This window comes from Paraburkholderia atlantica (assembly GCF_009362785.1).
GTDB classification, from domain to species: domain Bacteria; phylum Pseudomonadota; class Gammaproteobacteria; order Burkholderiales; family Burkholderiaceae; genus Paraburkholderia; species Paraburkholderia atlantica.
The window spans coordinates 136,512-155,333 of sequence record NZ_WHNQ01000002.1; the positions used below are offsets into that span (position 1 = coordinate 136,512).

Genomic DNA, 18,822 nt, shown 5'->3' on the forward strand with positions numbered 1-18,822 from the left:
GGGCAGCCCTACGCTTCCGGGTTGACCTCGACGAACTCGTCGCCGTCGCCGCCACGTGCTGCCTGGACCACTTCGTTGACCGCATTGGCGCGGCCTTCGAGGATCGCATCTGCCACACCGGCCGCGTACAGAGCGACGGCCTTGCTGGCGTCGTCGTTACCCGGGATCACGTAGTCCACACCTTCCGGCGAGTGGTTCGTATCGACCACGGCGATGACCGGAATACCGAGCTTGTTCGCTTCGGTCACGGCAATCTTGTGGTAGCCGACGTCAACGACGAAGATCGCGTCCGGAATGCCGCCCATATCCTTCACGCCGCCGATCGACTTCTGCAGCTTGGCCATTTCGCGTTCGAACAGCAGCGCTTCCTTCTTGCTCATGCGCTCGGTTTCACCGGCTTCCAGCGCCGCTTCCATGTCCTTCAGGCGCTTGATCGATACCTTCAGCGTCTTGAAGTTGGTCAGCATGCCGCCGAGCCAGCGTGCGTTCACGAACGGCATACCAGCGCGTTGCGCTTCCTGGGCGATCGTGTCGCGCGATTGACGCTTCGTACCGACGAACAGGATCGTGCCGCGGTTCGATGCCAGCTGACGCGCGTACTTCAGCGCGTCGTTGTACATCGGCAGCGTCTTTTCGAGGTTGATGATGTGAATCTTGTTGCGATGACCGAAAATGAAGGGAGCCATCTTCGGGTTCCAGAAGCGGGTCTGGTGACCGAAGTGGACACCTGCTTCCAGCATTTGACGCATCGTAACTGCCATGAAATTCTCCACGAGGGTTGGGTCTTAAGCCGGCTGCCGTATCGGCCGCGCCCGCCTGTATTTTGGCTGGAACGCGGTGACACCCTGGGTGCGCCGGCTTGCGAATTGGTTGCCTGACACTGCTTTCTCAAACTCACGACGCCAGGAACCACAGTGCCGCGAGAAGCCGGTTCCGCCCAGCTGCCATGCGCGAATTTGCGTACTCGCGAATAAAAGCGGACTAGGACCGACTTAGCCAAAGAGTATAGCACGCGACTATCGACCGACTCAACCGACCCAACCGCCGGCCGGTAGCCATGGGCACGGGAGCGCGCAGCCGGTCCCGAAGCCCGGCTTGGCGTCCGTTGGCCCACCAATTGGCCGATTTTGGTCGCTTTTAGCCCATTACCACCCGATCCAGCGCAACGACCCCGCGCCCACTGCTGTAAAATGGCTCGATTCCGCCACGCGCGGGGGATCGTCAAGGATCGACCGGCATTCCGCGTCAGGAAAACGCCCCCCCGCCAGGCCACCGCAACACCCAGCAAGCCTTACCCAGCAAGGCTTCCGAGGAAACCATGGCTATCACCATCAAAAACGAAGACGATATCGCGAAGATGCGCGTCGCCTGTCGGCTCGCGAGCGAAGTGCTCGACTACATCACGCCGTTCGTCAAGGCCGGCGTCACCACTGGCGAGCTCGACCGCCTGTGCCACGAATACATGCTGAAGGACCAGGGCACGGTCCCCGCGCCGCTGAATTACCAGCCGCCCGGCTACCCGCCCTACCCGAAAGCCACCTGCATTTCCGTCAACGACGTGATCTGCCACGGCATTCCGGGCGACAAGGCCCTGAAAAACGGCGACGCGCTGAACATCGACATCACCGTGATCAAGGACGGCTACTTCGGCGACACGAGCCGCATGTTCATCGTCGGCGAGGGGTCGATCATGGCGAAGCGCCTCGTGCAGGCTACCTTCGAGTGCATGTGGCTCGGCATCGACCAGGTGCGCCCCGGCGCGCATCTCGGCGACATCGGCTATGCGATCCAGAAGCACGCCGAAGGCCTCGGCTACAGCGTGGTGCGCGAATATTGCGGCCACGGCATCGGCACCGTGTTCCACGAAGACCCGCAAATCCTGCACTACGGCCGCCCCGGCACCGGGCTCGAATTGCAGGCCGGCATGATCTTCACGATCGAACCGATGATCAACGCCGGCCGCCGCGACATCCGCACGATGCCCGACCAGTGGACCGTCAAGACCAAGGACCGCAGCCTGTCCGCGCAGTGGGAGCACACGGTGCTCGTCACAGAAACCGGCTACGACGTGCTGACGGTGTCGGCCGGCACGCCCGCGCGTCCGCCCGTGGTTGCGGCCACCGCCTGACCGATCCCGACCTCACCTTCCGCCTGCCAATGAGTAGCGTTCCAGCCGTCGCCTCCTCCCATGCCTCGTCGCTCAAGGCGGACTACAAAGTGGCCAAAGCCCAGTTGCTGGAACGCTTTCGAACGGCCACCAACGTCGATGCGTTGATGGCCGCCCTCGCGCGCGCCACGGACCATTCACTGCGCGCCGCGTGGGACACCTGCGAGCTGCCCGACGACCTCGCGCTCGTCGCGGTCGGCGGCTATGGGCGCGGCGAACTCGCGCCGCACTCCGACATCGACATCCTGGTGCTGCTGCCCGACACGCGGCTCGAGCATCTGGAGGCGCGCATCGAGCGCTTCATCAGCCTCGCTTGGGATCTCGGGCTGGAACTCGGCAGCAGCGTGCGCAGCGTGTCGCAGTGCCTCGAGGAAGCGGCCAACGACGTCACGGTGCGTACCTCGCTGCTGGAAGCCCGCCGCATCACCGGCAGCACCGCGCTGTTCGACGATTTCGCCCAACGCTACCGTGCGGCGCTCGACCCGAAGGCGTTCTTCCAGGCGAAGGTGCTCGAAATGCGCCAGCGTCACGCGAAGTTTCAGGACACGCCGTACGCGCTCGAGCCGAATATCAAGGAAAGCCCGGGCGGGCTGCGCGATCTGCAGCTGATCCTGTGGATCACGCAGGCGGCCGGCTTCGGCAGCAGTTGGCGCGAGCTCGAAGCGCGCGGACTCATCACCGAGCGTGAAGCGCGCGAGCTGCGCCTCAACGAGGGCTTCCTGAAGTCGCTGCGCGCGCGGCTGCATGTGATCGCCGGGCGCCGTCAGGACATCCTGGTGTTCGACTTGCAGACGCCGGTCGCCGAAAGCTTCGGCTTCCAGCCGACCGCGACCAAGCGCGCGAGCGAGCAACTGATGCGCCGCTACTACTGGGCCGCGAAAGCGGTTACACAGCTCGCGACGATCCTGATCCAGAACATCGAGGCGCAGCTGTTTCCCAGCACGAGCGGCATCACGCGCGTGCTGTCGGATCGCTTCGTCGAAAAGCAGGGCATGCTCGAAATCACGTCCGACGACGTGTTCCAGCGCGAGCCGAACGCGATCCTCGAAGCGTTCCTGCTGTACGAGCGCACGCCCGGCGTGAAGGGTCTGTCGGCGCGCACGCTGCGCGCGATCTACAACGCCCGTGACGTGATGGACCAGCATTGGCGGCGCGACCCGGAAAACCGCCGGCTGTTCATGGAAATCCTGAAACAGCCGGCCGGCATCACGCATGCGTTCCGGCTGATGAACCAAACCAGCGTGCTCGGGCGTTATCTGCTGAATTTCCGGCGCATCGTCGGGCAGATGCAGCACGACCTGTATCACGTGTACACCGTCGATCAGCATATCCTGATGGTGCTGCGCAATCTGCGCCGCTTCGCGATCGCCGAGCATGCGCACGAATACCCGTTCTGCAGCCAATTGATCGCCAACTTCGACCGACCGTGGGTGCTGTACGTGGCCGCGCTGTTTCATGACATCGCGAAGGGGCGCGGCGGCGATCATTCCACGCTCGGCATGGCCGACGCGCGGCGCTTTTGCCGGCAGCACGGCATCGAAGGCGAGGATGGCGAACTGGTCGTGTGGCTCGTGCAGCAGCACCTGACGATGAGCCAGGTCGCGCAGAAGCAGGACACCAGCGACCCCGAAGTGATCAAGCGCTTCGCCGATCTGGTCGGCACCGAGCGGCGTCTAACTGCGCTCTATCTGCTGACCGTCGCCGACATCCGCGGTACCAGCCCGAAGGTCTGGAACACGTGGAAAGGCAAGCTGCTCGAAGACCTCTACCGCACCACGCTCGCCGTGCTGGGCGGCGCTCAACCGGACGAGCATTCGGAGCTGAAGTCGCGCAAGGAGGAAGCGCTCGCGCTGCTGCGTCTCGAAACCGTGCCGGAAGGCGCGCAACGCGCGCTGTGGGACAAACTCGACGTCGGCTACTTCCTGCGCCACGACGCGGCGGACATCGCGTGGCAAACGCGCGTGCTGTACCGCCACGTCGAAACGCCGACGCCGCTCGTGCGCGCGCGGCCGTCGCCGATCGGCGACGCGCTGCAGGTGCTCGTCTACGTGAAGGACCAGCCCGATCTGTTCGCGGGCATCTGCGCGTATTTCGACCGCAACGGCCTGTCGGTGCTCGATGCGCGCGTCAGCACGACGCGCCACGGTTACGCGCTCGACAACTTCCTCGTCACGCACACCGAAGAGGACGTGCACTATCGCGACATCGCCAATCTGGTCGAACAGGAGCTGACCGCACGCCTCGCGGGCCACGGCACCTTGCTGCCGGGACCGTCGAAGGGCCGGCTGTCGCGGCTGTCGCGTACCTTCCCGATTACGCCGCGCGTCGACCTGCGGGCCGATGAGCGCGGCCAATACTACATCCTGTCCGTGTCGGCGAACGACCGGCCGGGCCTTCTTTATTCGATCGCGCGCGTGCTGGCCGAGCACCGGGTCGGCGTCGCCTCGGCGCGGATCAATACGCTCGGCGAACGCGTCGAAGACGTGTTCCTGCTCGAAGGGCACAGCCTGTCGGACAACCGCCTGCAAATTCAGGTCGAGACCGAACTACTGCGCGCGATCGCAGTGTGAGATTTCATGCGAATCAAATTAACAGCGAAGCATCCGCGGCCGGCGTCGTCCGAACGCGCCCCTGTCCGCCCCGGCAGCGCGTCGGCGCGTAAGCCGACCCGTCCAGAGCGGCCGAAGCCCTTCGAGGCCGAGGGCGGCGCGAAGCGCGAAGGCGCGGCATCGACGGGTGGCGGTGCGAAGCGACCGGTCGGCGCAAAGCCGGCGGGCGCCGGTGCACGTGCGCCGCGTGCCGAAGGGCCGGGTGCGCGCGAACGGGGCACGGCTGCCGCCGGCGCACCACGCCGCTTCGAAAGTGCGGCTGAGCGTGGGGAACGCGCACCGCGTCGTTATGAGGGCAGCGCTGAGCGTGGCGAACGTGCTCCTCGACGCGAATTCGGCGAGCGGGCCGAGCGCGCGCCGCGCCGCTTCGAAGGCAGCGCTGAGCGTGGCGAACGCGCCCCTCGGCGCGAATTCGGCGAGCGGACCGAGCGCGCACCCCGTCGTTTCGAAGGCAGCGCTGAGCGTGGCGAACGCGCTCCTCGACGCGAATTCGGCGAGCGGGCCGAGCGCGCGCCGCGCCGCTTCGAAGGCAGCGATGAGCGTGGCGAACGCGCCCCTCGGCGCGAATTCGGCGAGCGGGCCGAGCGCGCGCCCCGCCGTTTCGAAGGCAGCGCTGAGCGTGGCGAACGGGCTCCTCGGCGCGAATTCGGCGAGCGGGCCGAGCGCGCGCCCCGTCGTTTCGAAGGCAGCGCTGAGCGTGGCGAACGTGCTCCTCGACGCGAATTCGGCGAGCGCGGCGAGCGCGCACCGCGCCGCGACGACGGCGAACGCCGTCCGTTCAGCGGTCCGCGCGCAGGCGCAGGCAGGCCGTCGGAAGGCGGCGCGCGTGGCGACCGCCCGGTGCGCCGGGAGCGCGATGCCGCCGACCGTCCGCGCTTCGGCAGCGATCGCGGCGAGCCGCAGCAGCGTCGCGGCGATCGAGGCGCCCGCAGCGACAGCGCCCCGCGCCGCTTCGAAGGCGAGCGTGGCGAGCGCAGCTTCGCGAAGCCGGCAAAAGGCGGCTACGGCGAGCGCACCGAGCGCCCAGCGCGCGGCGAGCATGAGGACCGCGGCGAGCGCGGTGCACGCGGCGACTGGGCGCCCTCGCGCCGCGAGTCGGGCGAGCGCGCCGCACGCGGCGGTGAACGCACCGAGCGTCGCGAGCGCCCTGCGCGCGGCTTCGACGACACGTTGCCCGCCGCGAACCGCCGCTTCAGCGACGATCGGCCAGCCCGCGCCGCCAAGCCGCGAGCCGCGGAATCGGCAACAGCCCAACCCGTCGACGCCCCGCACCCGCCCCGCCGCGATCGCGAAGACGCGCCGGGCATGCTGCGTCTGTCGAAGCTGATGTCCAAGCTCGGGCTGTGCTCGCGCCGCGAGGCCGACGAATGGATCGAGAAAGGCTGGGTCATGGTCGACGGCGAGCGCGTCGACACACTCGGCACGAAGGTGTTCCCGGATCAGCGCATCGACATCGACCCCGCCGCCGAAGCCTTTCAGTCGAGCCAGGTGACGGTGATCGTCCACAAGCCGGTCGGCCTCGTGTCGGGACAGGCGGAGGACGGCTACCAGCCGGCCATCACGCTCGTCACGCCGGAAAATCGCTGGGAAGGCGACCATTCGGGCATCCGCTTCTCGGTGTCGCATCTGCGCCAGCTCGCGCCGGCCGGACGTCTCGACATCGATTCGACGGGCTTGTTGGTGCTGACGCAGGACGGCCGCATCGCGAAGCAACTGATCGGCGGTCACTCGGATGTGGACAAGGAGTATCTGGTGCGCGTCGCCTACGGCGATCACACGGTCGACGTCGAAAGCCACTTCCCGGCCGAAAAACTCGCGCTGCTGCGCCACGGCCTGTCGCTCGACGATGTCGCGCTGAAGCCCGCGCAAGTCAGTTGGCAAAACGGCGAGCAGCTGCGTTTCGTGCTGCGCGAAGGCAAGAAGCGTCAGATTCGCCGCATGTGCGAACTGGTCGGTCTCGAAGTGGTGGGCCTGAAGCGCGTGCGCATGGGCAACGTGATGCTCGGCGCGCTGCCGCCGGGACAGTGGCGCTATCTGTCGGAAGACGAGTCGTTCTGAGGCCAGTCGAATGCGCCTCCTTGCTCAGAGCGGGCGCATCGGCACAATAAAAAACCCACGCACTTAGGCGTGGGTTTTTTATTGACGGCAGCTGCGTCAGTCGTCGCTATTCGGATCGAGATCGGGGAACAGGATCTCGGTGAAGCCGAACTTCGAGAAATCGGTAATCCGCATCGGATACAGCTTGCCGATCAGATGATCGCATTCGTGCTGCACGACCCGTGCATGAAAGCCCTCGGCGACGCGATCGATCGGATTGCCGAACTGATCGAAGCCGTGATATCGGATCATCGAAAAGCGGCTCACCACGCCGCGCAGTCCCGGCACCGACAGGCAGCCCTCCCAGCTCTCTTCCATGTCCTGCGATACCGGTGTAATGGTCGGATTGATCAGCACCGTTTCCGGCACCGGCGGCGCGTCCGGATAGCGCTCGTTCGAACCGAAGCCGAAGATCACCACCTGCAGATTGACGCCGATCTGCGGTGCCGCAAGACCCGCGCCATTCGCCGCGTGCATGGTCTCGAACATGTCTTCGACGAGCCGGTGCAGCTCGGGCGTGTCGAAGTGATCGACCGGCTCGGCGATTCGCAGCAGGCGCGGATCGCCCATCTTCAGAATGTCGTGAATCATCAGTGCCCCTCCAGGAGCTTGCGCATACCATCTTCGTCGAGTACGGGGATGCCGAGTTCCTCGGCCTTCGCGAGTTTGCTGCCCGCGTCGGCGCCCGCCACCACGTAACTGGTTTTCTTCGATACCGACCCCGCCACCTTCGCGCCGGCCGCTTCGAGCATTTCCTTCGCGTCCTCGCGCGACAGGTTCGGCAGCGTGCCGGTCAGCACGACCGTCTGGCCGGCCAGCACGCCCTGCGGCGCCTTCGGCGCGGGCGGCCCCTCGGACCACGTGACTCTGCCCGGCGCGCGCAGCTGCTCGATCACCGTGCGGTTGTGGTCCTCGGCGAAGAACTGGTGGATCGATTCGGCGACGACCGGCCCCACGTCGTTGACTTCGAGCAGTTCTTCCAGCGACGCATCCATGATCGGATCGAGCGAGCCGAAGTGCTTCGCCAGATCCTTCGCGGTAGATTCGCCGACATGGCGAATCCCCAGCGCGTAGATAAAACGCGCGAGCGTCGTGTGCTTGGCCTTTTCGAGCGAGTCGAGCAGGTTCTGCGCCGATTTATCGGCGAAGCGGTCGAGCTCCGCGAGCGTCGCAAAGCCGAGATTGAACAGATCGGCCGGCGTGCGGACCAGGTTCTGCTCGACCAGCTGATCGATGATCTTCTCGCCGAGGCCGTCGATATCGAGCGCGCGGCGCTGCGCGAAGTGCCACAGCGCCTGCTTGCGCTGCGCCGGACAGAAGAGTCCGCCCGTGCAGCGTGCAATCGCCTCGTCGGGCAGCCGCTCGATCGCCGAGCCGCACACCGGACACTGCGTCGGCATCACGAACTCGCGCGCGTCGGCCGGACGCCGGTCGAGCAGCGCGCTGACCACCTCCGGAATCACGTCGCCGGCGCGCCGCACGATCACCGTATCGCCGATGCGGATATCCTTGCGGCGCACTTCGTCTTCGTTGTGCAAGGTCGCGTTCGTGACCGTCGCGCCGCCGACGAACACCGGCTCCAGCCGCGCGACCGGCGTGATCGCACCGGTGCGGCCGACCTGCACGTCGATCGCGACGAGCTTCGTCAGCGCTTCCTGCGCGGGAAATTTGTGCGCGAGCGCGAAGCGCGGCGCGCGCGATACGAAGCCGAGCCTGTCCTGCTCGTCGCGCCGGTTGACCTTATAGACCACGCCGTCGATGTCATACGGCAGCCTGTCGCGCTTCTCGCCGACCGCGTGGAAGAAGCCGAGCAAGCCTTTGGCGCCCTGCACGACCGCGCGCTCGCCATTGACCGGCAAGCCCATCTCCTTGTACCAGTCGAGCAGTTCGCTATGCGTGGGCGGCATCTCGATGCCGTCAAGCACGCCGATCCCATACGCGAAAAACGACAGCGGCCGCTGCGCGGTGATCTTCGAATCGAGCTGGCGCAAGCTGCCGGCCGCCGCGTTGCGCGGGTTCGCGAATTCGCGTTGCCCGGCGGCGCGCTGGCGTTCGTTCAGGCGCTCGAAGTCGCGCTTGAACATCAGCACTTCGCCGCGCACGTCGAGCACGTGCGGTACGCGCTTGCCCTTCAGCTTCAGCGGAATCGAGCGGATCGTGCGGACGTTTTCGGTGACGTTCTCGCCGGTCGTGCCGTCGCCGCGCGTGGACGCCTGCACGAACACGCCGTCGACATAGCGCAGCGAGATAGCGAGACCGTCGAATTTCAGCTCGGCCGCGTAGTCGACGGGCACCGGCGGCTCGCTCGCGTTGTTGCCGAGCGCGTCGCCGATGCGTTTGTCGAACGCGACGATGTCTTCGTCGGCGAAACCGTTGTTCAGCGACAGCATCGGCTGATCGTGGACGACCGGCTCGAAGCCGCTCGCGGCTTCGCCACCGACTCGCTGCGTCGGCGAATCAGGCACGATCAGATCCGGATGCTCGGCCTCGATGCCCTCCAGCTCCTTGAACAGCTTGTCGTACTCGGCATCCGGCAGGTCCGGTTGGTCGAGCACGTAGTACGCGTAGTTCGCGCGTTCGAGTTCCGCGCGCAACCACGCGGCCCGTTCGGCCGGAGCGCTGGTTGCGGAAGAAGGGACGGAGGATCGGGCCATGCTGTCGGAGGCTTCTCGAGATGAAAGTCGGACATCGGATTATCGCAGGAAGCGTGCCCCTTTACATCGGTGAATACCGGGCGCGTCATGCTGCAACGCAAGCCGGAAACGACGACGGCCGCACATCGTGCGGCCGTCGTCAAAACGCGTGGAACGCTGAAACCGGCTTACTGGCTAAACAGGCGCCGAGTGGCCGGCGAACCCGCCGGAATGCCCGCCTGTTCGAGCTTCGCGTACAGCGTCATCAACTGTTTTTCGATCGCGAGCAGCGCGCTTTCGGGCAGCGGCCGGCGGCCGTCGTCGACCACGCGTCCGCCGATGCGCTCGGCCAGCGACTTCGCGTAATCGCACATCAGACGGAACGGCAGGATGTCTTCGTCGGCGACCGGCACGTCGAGCACCAGCGTGATCATCTCGCCGCCTTTGTACGTGAGGTCGTCGCGCAGGAAGTTGGTGTCGCCGAACTGCAGCATGAATACCGGGTTTTGCCGCGCGTCGAGCTTGACGAAGCGCGTGCCGTCACGCGACAGCAGCAGGCCGTCCTGCGACGCGACCGCCTGCACGTAGTTGGCCGACCACGGTGCGCCGTCCGACAGCACGTTGATCGACAGCTGCGCGTCGCACTGGGCGGCAAAGCCGTCGAGCTCGCGCGCCATCGCGACGGTTTCGAGCATGTCGGGGAATTCCGGCGCGGCGTCGAGCGCGTCGGCGAACTGCTGCACGCCGGTCACGAACTCGGAAAATTCGAGCTCGTTGAGCGCGCCGCTGCGGTTCGCGAGCTGCGCGGCCGCGCGCAGTTCTTCATAGCGCGTGCCGTTCTGCAGCAGCTCCCACGCGCCGCCGCCTTCGGGCTTGCCTTCGATATGCACCGGCTTGCTGCCCGCGCGACGCAAGCGCTGCGCGAGCGGCAGCACCTTGTCGCCGGCCACCGGGCCGTTCAGCCGGACCGGCACGATACAGTCGATGCGCCGGTCGACGATGGCCGGAGGCGCCGACGAGATCGTCGTGGCGGCCGGCAGGATCGGTTCGACGCGCTCGTGCTCGGTGGACGCCGGCTGGGCCGCGGGCGCTTCGGCCGCGGGCCGCTCCACGTCCGCGTCCTGCGCCGCCGCGTGCTCGCCTTCGCCGGCGGTATCGGAATCCGCCGACGGATAACCGTTCGGCGACGTCATCTCAGCCTGGATATCGGCCGGTGTATCGAGCGGCGCCGCGCCCGCGCCGAACGTCGGCTCGACGCGCGCGGCGCTCGGGTGCGCGGTCGCCTCGGCGCTCACGCTGGGCTCGCGCCGCGTGGTCGGCCGGGCCGGCTCGATGAACGGGCTCTGCTCCTCGTGCTCGTCCCGCGCGAAGCTCTCGGCGGTGTCGGCCGGCATCGGTCGGGGCATCTTGCGACGCACTTTCGCGCCCTGCCACGCGTTGTACACGACCACGCCCCCCACCACCACGGCACCTGCGCCGATCAAACCGAGTGTCAACTCGTCCATGCATGCTCCATCAGCAATTCTTCTATCCACGCGGGCCTGTCGTCCGCTCCACGTACCGCGCGGCTCTCATCGAGGCCGCTGCGCTGGATGCGGATGCCCGCGCAGGCGTTAACTCAAACGATATTCTGGGCGAAACCCGCCGCCGTTTCCATGTCGACCGCAACGATCCGCGAGACGCCCTGCTCCTGCATCGTCACGCCGATCAGCTGCTGCGCCATCTCCATCGCGATCTTGTTGTGCGAGATGAACAGGAACTGGGTTTTGTCCGACATCGCCCGTACCAGGTTCGCAAACCGCTCGGTGTTGGCGTCGTCGAGCGGCGCGTCCACCTCGTCGAGCAGACAGAATGGCGCCGGATTCAGCTGGAACATCGCGAACACGAGCGCGGTCGCGGTCAGCGCTTTCTCGCCGCCCGACAACAGGTGAATCGTCGAATTCTTCTTGCCCGGCGGCTGCGCCATTACCTGCACACCGGCGTCGAGGATTTCGTCGCCGGTCATGATCAGCTTCGCCTGGCCGCCACCGAAGAGACGCGGGAACAGCTCGCCGAAATGACGGTTCACTTCGTCGAACGTGCTTTGCAGCAGCGTGCGCGTTTCGGCGTCGATCTTGCGGATCGCGTCTTCGAGCGTTTCGATCGCGCTCGTCAGGTCGGCCGACTGCGAATCGAGGAAGCTCTTGCGCTCGGTCGCGGCCTTCAGCTCGTCGAGCGCGGCCATGTTGACCGGCCCGAGCGCGATGATCGCGTTGTTGATGCGCGTGACTTCACCCTGCAGGTACGACGGTTTCATGTCCGGCGTCAGCTTGGCTTGCAGCTCGGCTTCATCGACCCCGGCCGCGCTCAACTGCTCGACGAACTGCTCGCCGTTGATGCGCGCGGCCTGCTCCTTCAGCTGCAATTCGTTGATGCGGTCGCGCAACGGCTGCAGCGCGCGCTCGGCGGTGAGGCGCGTTTCGTCGGCCGAGCGCAGCTTCGCGGTCAGGTCGTCGAGCTCGACGCGCGCGGCGCGCAGCGCCTCTTCCTTGACGGCGCGGATATCGAGCGCGTCCTGCAGACCGGTGTGCGCGGTCTGCTCGTTGATCGTTTCGAGCTCGGCGCGCGCGTCTTCGAGCGAGCCCGCGACGCGCTCACTCTGCTCGTGCGCGACCTGAATGCTGCGCTTCAATTCGTCGATGCGGTTCGCCATGTTGCGCGCGGCGAAGCGCGCGTCGGTGGCGGCGCGATCGAGGTCGCGTGCTTCGCCACGGGCGGTCGTCAGTTCTTCGTCGAGCGCTTCGAAGGCGAGCTGGTGGTCTTCGAAGCGCGCCTGCAGTTCGGCGAGTTCGCCATCGTGACGCTCGAAGTTCGCTTCCGATTCGGCGCGCAGCGCTCGCTGCTCGTCGACCTGCGCGGCGATCTCTTCGAGTTCCTCGCGAATCTGCGTGCTGCGCTGCGTGTAGCGCTCGTGGGCCTGGGTGAGCTTCAGCACGTCCATCTGCAACGCGTGAACACGCTGCGTCGCGCGTTCGGCCTGCTGACGCATTTCGGCGAGCGCCTGCGCGGCTTGCGTGTGCGCGGCTTCGGCGCGGATCGCGGCGGCCTTCGCCTCATCGGCGAGCAAGGCCTGCGCGCGCACCTGGCGGCCGAGGTTTTCGATTTCCTGCTGACGCGCGAGCATGCCGGCCTGTTCGGAATCGGCCGCGTACAACTGCACGCCGACGCGCGTGACCACATGCCCCGCCTTCACGACGAACGCACCGCCCTCGGGCAACTGCGCGCGCATCGAAAGCGCCTGCTGCAGATCGTCGGCGACATAGGCGAGGCCGAGCCAGTCGGTCAGCACCGCGCGGATTCCCGCGTCCTCGATGCGCACGAGCGACAGCAGCGAGCGCAGCGCGCCCGCCACCGGGGCCGGCTGACCGGCCGCGGGCGGTGCGTAGAACGCGAGCTTGGCGGGGGGCGCGTCGGTTGCAAACGCCTTCACCCAGTCGAGATTCGACACTTCGAGCGCGGCGAGGCGCTCGCGCAGCACTGCTTCGAGCGCGGTTTCCCACCCGGCCTCGACATGCAGCTTCTTCCACAGACGCGGCAGGCTGCCCAATTCGTGCTTGTCGAGCCACGGCTGGATCTTGCCTTCGGTCTGCACGTTTTCCTGCAGCTGCTTGAGCGCGGCGAGGCGCGCATCGAGCTGATGAATCTGCGCGCTTTCGGCCTGCACGCGCTCCTGCGCGGCGCGCCGTTCGCCGTCGAGCCGCGGCAGTGTTTCCTGCGCGTCGGCGAGGCGTCCCTGCGCGTCGTGGAGGATTTCCTCGTGCTCGGCGAGCTGCATGCGCAACTCTTCGAGCTGCGCTTCGTCGGGCGCATCGAGCCCGCCTTCTTCCGATTTCAGCCGCTCCTGGCGCTGTTGCAGTTGCTGCAATTGCTGGTCGGCATTGCGCTGATGCGCGGCTTCGAGCTTCAGCGCCTGCTCGGTCTGCGCGATGCCGGCGCGCTCGGTGTTCAGCTCCGTCTGGGCGTCACGCCAGCGCGCTTCGAGCGCGGGCAGCGCGTCGTGCTTAGCGGCGGCGTCCTCTTCAGCGATTACGGCTTTTTCTTCGGCGACCGCCAGTTGCTCTTCGGCGTCGGCGATATCGTCCTGCGCCTTGTCGGCCTGCGATTGCCACTGCTCGCGCTGCGCGGTCAACGCGGCGATCTGCGCCTGCACGCGATTGCGCGATTCGACGATGAAGCGGATCTCGGCTTCCAGCCGGCTCACTTCCGCGTTCGCCTCGTACAGCGCGCCTTGCGCGCCCTGCATCGCGTCGCTCGCCGAATAGTGCGCGACGCGCAGCGTTTCGAGTTCCGCCTCGACTTCGCGCAGCTTCGCGGTTTGCGCCTCGAGGTCGATCTGCGCCTGTTCGATCGCGCGCTGCTGGCGCTGTTGCTCGCCAGCCGCCTCGTTCTTGCGCAACAGCCACAACAGACGCTGCTTTTCCTCGCCGTCGCTCTGCAGCTCGCGATAACGCGTCGCGATGACCGCCTGCCCCTCCAGCTTCTCGAGATTCGCGCCGAGCTCGCGGATGATGTCCTCGACGCGCGTCAGGTTCTCGCGCGTGTCGTGCAGACGGTTCTCGGTCTCGCGACGGCGCTCCTTGTACTTCGACACGCCGGCGGCTTCTTCGAGGAACACGCGCAGCTCTTCGGGCTTCGCCTCGATCAGCCGCGCGATCATGCCTTGCCCGATGATCGCGTACGCGCGCGGCCCGAGGCCGGTGCCGAGGAAGATGTCCTGGATGTCGCGGCGGCGCGCCGGCAGATTGTTGATGTAGTAGCTCGAGGTGCCGTCGCGCGTCAGCACGCGCTTCACGGCGATCTCCGCATACTGGCCCCACTGGCCGGCGGCGCGGCCGTCCGCGTTGTCGAACACGAGTTCGACGCTCGCGCGGCTGCCGGGCTTGCGGGCGGTCGAGCCGTTGAAGATCACGTCCTGCATCGACTCGCCGCGCAATTCAGAGGCGCGCGATTCGCCGAGCACCCAGCGCACGGCGTCGATGATGTTGGATTTGCCGCACCCGTTCGGACCGACCACGCCAACCAGCTGGCCTGGGACCTGAAAATGCGTGGGATCGACGAAGGATTTGAAGCCAGCGAGTTTGATCGAGGTGAGCCGCACGGCGATTTCGCTGTTTGAAAAGAGTGTGTGATAGGTGGCTCGCGAGGTTGCGCCAGTCGTTCACCGCCGCGGCGGGACGGCCCCACGCAACCTCGCGAGCCTTCGCATTTTGGTTGCCGGCTGCATGCGCTCATGCACATCAAAGGCACAGGTGCGCATGCGCCGGCTAATGAGGGGCAATCATACCATCGCGCGTGGACGATTCTTACCGCCCTTTCGGTGGTCGTCGCTGTCGCCGTCACGGCCGCGTTCGTCACCGCGTTGCTCACCGCACGGGCCACCGCGTCCATCGTCGCCGCTCGGCCCGTCCGTGTCGCCGATGGCCGGATCGGGGGGCGCCGTCCTCGTCCGATGCACCCAGCTCGATAACGCCGATGCGAGCACGATGCACGCGCCGCCGGCCCATTCGCGCGGCCCCGGTACTTCGCCGGCGAACAGCCACGCCGAGAGCGCCGTCACGACGAGCTCGAACAGCATGATGATCGATGCGCGATTGGCCGGCACACGCGAAAGCCCGTACTGGACCAGCATGTTGTTCGACGCGAGCAGCAGACCGAGACCGAGCACCAGCAGCGCCGCAGTACCCAGATGCGCGCCGGTGGGCGGCGCGGGCATCGGCTCGATTAGCGACGCGAGTGCGCCGAACAACGCCGCGCCGCCGAAGATCACCGCGGTGCGCATTTCGGGCTTCATGTCCGGCAGCACGCGGCTCGTCTTCAGAATCAGCACATTGCTCATCGCGAAACCCATGCCGCCGGCGAGCCCGGCCCATTCGGCGGGATTGCCGGGCACCGGGATGCCGAGACGCGGCGACCACAGCATCGTCATCGCGCCCGCGAGCGACAGCGCGGCCAGAGCCGCGCCCGGCCAGGTGAGCCGCTCGTGCAGGATGAAATGCGCGAACAGCGCGGTCCACGCGGGCGTCAGATAAAACAGCAGCAGCACCCGCATCACCTGACCGTGGATCGCGCCCCACACGAAGCCGAGATTCGTGACGCCCGCGGCGAGCGCGAGCGCCGGCAGCAGCCAGTGCCACCGCACGGTCTTCAGCGCACGATGCCGCACGAGCAGCACGAACAGGCAGCCCGTGCCGCTCGTCAGCGCGCTCGCTGCCGTGCCGGTTACGCCTAGCGCGGCGAGCATGCGCAGCGGATACCAGACCATCCCCCAGACCGACGCGCCCAGCATGATCGCGAGCGTCGGCCAGCCGTTGCGAAGCCAGTTGGTCATGGGGCGGGACTCCGACGGGCGTCGTGGGCGGGTCGGATGAAGGTCCAGCCGGCCGTCTGCTGATCTACTGCGTACATTGCTGCTCCTGCGTATTCTTTTGCGCGAACCGTGGCGGATTCGCGCCGTTCCCGCCGCGGCGCGCGTTGCGCCGCCTCGCGGATTGCTGCCGCGCCGCGCGGCAAGCTCCCGCTTGGCCGGCGGGCGCGCCACGCTATAATCGTCCGTTCGCCGCCGCTGGTGGCCGGCTCGTCGCTGGTCAGTCCATCGCGCGCAGGGATGCCGATTCATGTTTGATGCGCCGACGCCCGCCGGCGCGCGTGCCCGGTTGTCCCGACTTTCATCCGCGTCCATTCCGATCAGGCCAACTCGTTCCGTGAATCCGCTACTCGCCTCCCTTCAGCCCTATCCGTTCGAAAAGCTGCGCCTGCTTTTCAAGGACGTCACGCCGCCGGCCGGCCTCGCGCATATCAGCTTCGGCATCGGCGAGCCGAAACATCCGACGCCGCCACTCATCCGCGACGCCGTCATCGATTCGCTCGGCGGCCTCGCTGCCTATCCGGCCACACTCGGCTCGGCGCCGCTGCGCGAGTCGATCGCGAAGTGGGTCACACAACGCTACAACCTGCCGCCGCTCGATCCGCTGACCGAGGTGCTGCCGGTGTCCGGTTCGCGCGAGGCGCTGTTCGCGCTCGCGCAGACGGTGCTGAACCCGCGCCGCGATGCCGACGGAGAGCCTGCGATCGTACTCTGTCCGAACCCGTTCTACCAAATCTACGAAGGCGCGGCGCTGCTCGGCGGCGCCCAGCCCTACTTCGTCAACAGCGACCCGGCGCGCAACTTCGCGTGCGACTACTCGGCGGTGCCCGCCGACGTCTGGGCCCGCACGCAACTGCTGTACGTCTGCTCGCCGGGCAACCCGACCGGCGCCGTGCTCACGCTCGACGACTGGCGCGAACTGTTCGCGCTATCGGACCGCTACGGCTTCGTGATCGCGTCGGACGAGTGCTACTCGGAAATCTATTTCGACGAGTCGAAGCCGCCGCTCGGCGGTCTCGAAGCGGCCCACCAGCTCGGCCGCGGCTACGAGCGCCTCGTGATGCTGTCGAGCCTGTCGAAGCGCTCGAACGTGCCGGGCATGCGCTCGGGCTTCGTCGCCGGCGACGCGTCGATTCTGAAGTCGTTCCTGCTGTACCGCACGTACCACGGCGCGGCGCTCTCCACCGTTTACCAGAGCGCGAGCGTGGTCGCGTGGGGCGACGAGACGCACGTGCGCGAGAACCGCGCGAAGTACCTGCAGAAGTTCACGACCGTCACGCCGATGCTCGCCGACGTACTCGACGTGCGCCTGCCCGACGCCGCGTTCTACCTGTGGGCCAACGTCGAGCGCACCGGCCTCACGGACACCGAGTTCGCCCAGCGCCTCTACGCCGACTATAATGTGACGGTTCTGCCGGGCTCGTTCCTCGCGCGCACCGCGCACGGCGTGAACCCCGGCCGCAATTTCGTGCGCCTCGCGCTCGTCGCCGATGTCGACGAATGCACGGCGGGCGCGCAGCGGATCGTCGAATTCTGCCGATCTCTCGCTGCGGCTTGAGCCGCACCCGAGCCGCACCGCATCCCCATCTCCAGACTTCAACCCTTCAGAAAATCACGCATATGTCGCAACAACTTCAGAGCATCATCGATACCGCCTGGGACAACCGCGCCGAGCTGTCGCCGAAAGCCGCGCCGGCCGAAGTGCGCGAAGCCGTCGCCCACGCGATCGAGCAACTCGATAAGGGCGCGCTGCGCGTCGCCGAAAAGAAGGACGGCGACTGGGTCGTCAACCAGTGGCTGAAGAAGGCCGTGCTGCTGTCGTTCCGTCTGGAAGACAACGCGCCGATGCCGGCCGGCGGCTACAGCCAGTTCTACGACAAGGTGCCGTCGAAGTTCGCGAACTACACCGCTGAAGACTTCGCGGCCGGCGGCTTCCGCGTGGTGCCGCCCGCGATCGCGCGCCGCGGCTCGTTCATCGCGAAGAACGTCGTGCTGATGCCGTCGTACACCAACATCGGCGCATACGTCGACGAAGGCACGATGGTCGACACGTGGGCCACCGTCGGCTCGTGCGCGCAGATCGGCAAGAACGTGCACCTGTCGGGCGGCGTCGGTATCGGCGGCGTGCTGGAGCCGCTGCAGGCGAACCCGGTCATCATCGAAGACAACTGCTTCATCGGCGCGCGCTCGGAAGTCGTCGAAGGCGTGATCGTCGAGGAAAACTCGGTGATTTCGATGGGCGTGTACCTCGGCCAGAGCACCAAGATTTACGACCGCGAAACCGGCGAAGTCACGTACGGCCGCATTCCGGCGGGCTCGGTCGTGGTGGCGGGCAACCTGCCGTCGAAGGACGGCACGCACAGCCTGTACTGCGCGGTCATCGTCAAGAAGGTCGACGCCAAGACGCGCGCGAAGGTCGGCCTGAACGAGTTGCTGCGAGGCGACTGATGGCGCGCGGCACCAAAACCGTCGTCTACGGCATTCCGAACTGCGACACCGTGAAGAAGGCCCGTGTGTGGCTCGAAGAGCACGGCGTCGAGTTCGAGTTTCACGACTTCAAGAAGGCCGGCGTGACCGAGCCGCTGGTGCAGGACTGGTTGAAGGACGTCAAGCTCGACGCGCTGCTGAACCGCCGCGGCACGACGTGGCGCGCGCTGTCCGACGACATGAAGGCGGCCGCGGAAACGCAGCCGGGCGCGATCGCGCTGATGATCCACAAGCCGTCGGTGATCAAGCGGCCGGTGCTGGTCGTGAACGGGCGCGTGAAGTCGCTCGGGTTTTCCGCCGACGAGTACGCGGCGCTGTTTGCCTGAGCTTGCCTGGTCCGAACGCTGAAACGCCAGGCTCAGGCACGAGGTAGTCGAGCGCGCGGCCTCGCGCCGCGTCGTCCAAAGGCTGTTGCCGGCTGCGGTG

General features: G+C 66.8%; 12 protein-coding genes. 6 read left to right on the plus strand and 6 right to left on the minus strand.

Features of this window, described 5'->3' with window-relative positions; genetic code table 11:
- Nucleotides 1–8: 8 nt before the first annotated feature.
- Nucleotides 9–761 (minus strand): 30S ribosomal protein S2, encoded by a 753-nt coding sequence (rpsB, locus tag GCT19_RS02945; RefSeq protein ID WP_013089705.1) that lies wholly within the window; start codon nt 759–761, stop codon nt 9–11.
- Between the two features lie 557 nt (nt 762–1,318).
- Between rpsB and map the strand changes: the two genes are divergently transcribed.
- Genes map through GCT19_RS44780 form a run of 3 tightly spaced genes read left to right on the plus strand, consistent with a single transcriptional unit; the run spans nt 1,319 to nt 6,834 of the window.
- Nucleotides 1,319–2,128, plus strand: a complete 810-nt coding sequence (map, locus tag GCT19_RS02950; RefSeq protein WP_152850980.1) for a type I methionyl aminopeptidase — start codon at nt 1,319–1,321, stop codon at nt 2,126–2,128.
- 29 nt (nt 2,129–2,157) lie between these two features.
- Nucleotides 2,158–4,737: a [protein-PII] uridylyltransferase gene (locus tag GCT19_RS02955; protein WP_152850981.1), complete on the plus strand. Its 2,580-nt coding sequence runs from the start codon at nt 2,158–2,160 to the stop codon at nt 4,735–4,737.
- A gap of 6 nt (nt 4,738–4,743) precedes the next feature.
- Entirely contained in the window at nt 4,744–6,834 is a 2,091-nt protein-coding gene (locus GCT19_RS44780) for a pseudouridine synthase (RefSeq protein ID WP_152850982.1), read from the plus strand.
- Nucleotides 6,835–6,930: 96 nt separating this feature from the next.
- On the opposite strand, the gene def is transcribed toward GCT19_RS44780, so the two are convergent.
- The 5 genes from def to GCT19_RS02985 all read right to left on the minus strand — a co-directional run bounded on the left by def (nt 6,931) and on the right by GCT19_RS02985 (nt 15,873).
- Nucleotides 6,931–7,464 carry a peptide deformylase gene (def, locus tag GCT19_RS02965; protein WP_013089708.1) on the minus strand — a complete coding sequence of 178 codons (534 nt, stop codon included), beginning with the start codon at nt 7,462–7,464 and terminating at the stop codon, nt 6,931–6,933.
- Complete coding sequence (gene ligA, locus GCT19_RS02970; RefSeq protein WP_152850983.1) at nt 7,464–9,527, minus strand: NAD-dependent DNA ligase LigA; 2,064 nt, start codon at nt 9,525–9,527, stop codon at nt 7,464–7,466. The genes def and ligA overlap by 1 nt, the downstream gene beginning before the upstream one ends.
- Nucleotides 9,528–9,694: 167 nt before the next feature.
- Complete coding sequence (locus GCT19_RS02975; protein ID WP_152850984.1) at nt 9,695–11,011, minus strand: cell division protein ZipA C-terminal FtsZ-binding domain-containing protein; 1,317 nt, start codon at nt 11,009–11,011, stop codon at nt 9,695–9,697.
- Between the two features lie 113 nt (nt 11,012–11,124).
- Nucleotides 11,125–14,643, minus strand: a complete 3,519-nt coding sequence (gene smc, locus GCT19_RS02980; RefSeq protein WP_321576743.1) for a chromosome segregation protein SMC — start codon at nt 14,641–14,643, stop codon at nt 11,125–11,127.
- Between the two features lie 180 nt (nt 14,644–14,823).
- The gene (locus tag GCT19_RS02985; protein ID WP_152850985.1) at nt 14,824–15,873 is read right to left on the minus strand and encodes a DMT family transporter; all 1,050 of its coding nucleotides are present in this window, start codon (nt 15,871–15,873) and stop codon (nt 14,824–14,826) included.
- 373 nt (nt 15,874–16,246) lie between these two features.
- Here GCT19_RS02985 and dapC point away from each other — a divergent pair, with 373 nt between their 5' ends.
- From dapC to GCT19_RS03000, 3 genes are all read left to right on the plus strand, one after another.
- Complete coding sequence (gene dapC / locus GCT19_RS02990; protein ID WP_176136191.1) at nt 16,247–17,467, plus strand: succinyldiaminopimelate transaminase; 1,221 nt, start codon at nt 16,247–16,249, stop codon at nt 17,465–17,467.
- Nucleotides 17,468–17,529: 62 nt separating this feature from the next.
- Nucleotides 17,530–18,357, plus strand: a complete 828-nt coding sequence (dapD, locus tag GCT19_RS02995; protein WP_008923562.1) for a 2,3,4,5-tetrahydropyridine-2,6-dicarboxylate N-succinyltransferase — start codon at nt 17,530–17,532, stop codon at nt 18,355–18,357.
- The gene (locus GCT19_RS03000; protein WP_018435509.1) at nt 18,357–18,722 is read left to right on the plus strand and encodes an ArsC family reductase; all 366 of its coding nucleotides are present in this window, start codon (nt 18,357–18,359) and stop codon (nt 18,720–18,722) included. Before dapD ends, GCT19_RS03000 begins: the two co-directional genes overlap by 1 nt.
- Nucleotides 18,723–18,822: the final 100 nt, after the last annotated feature.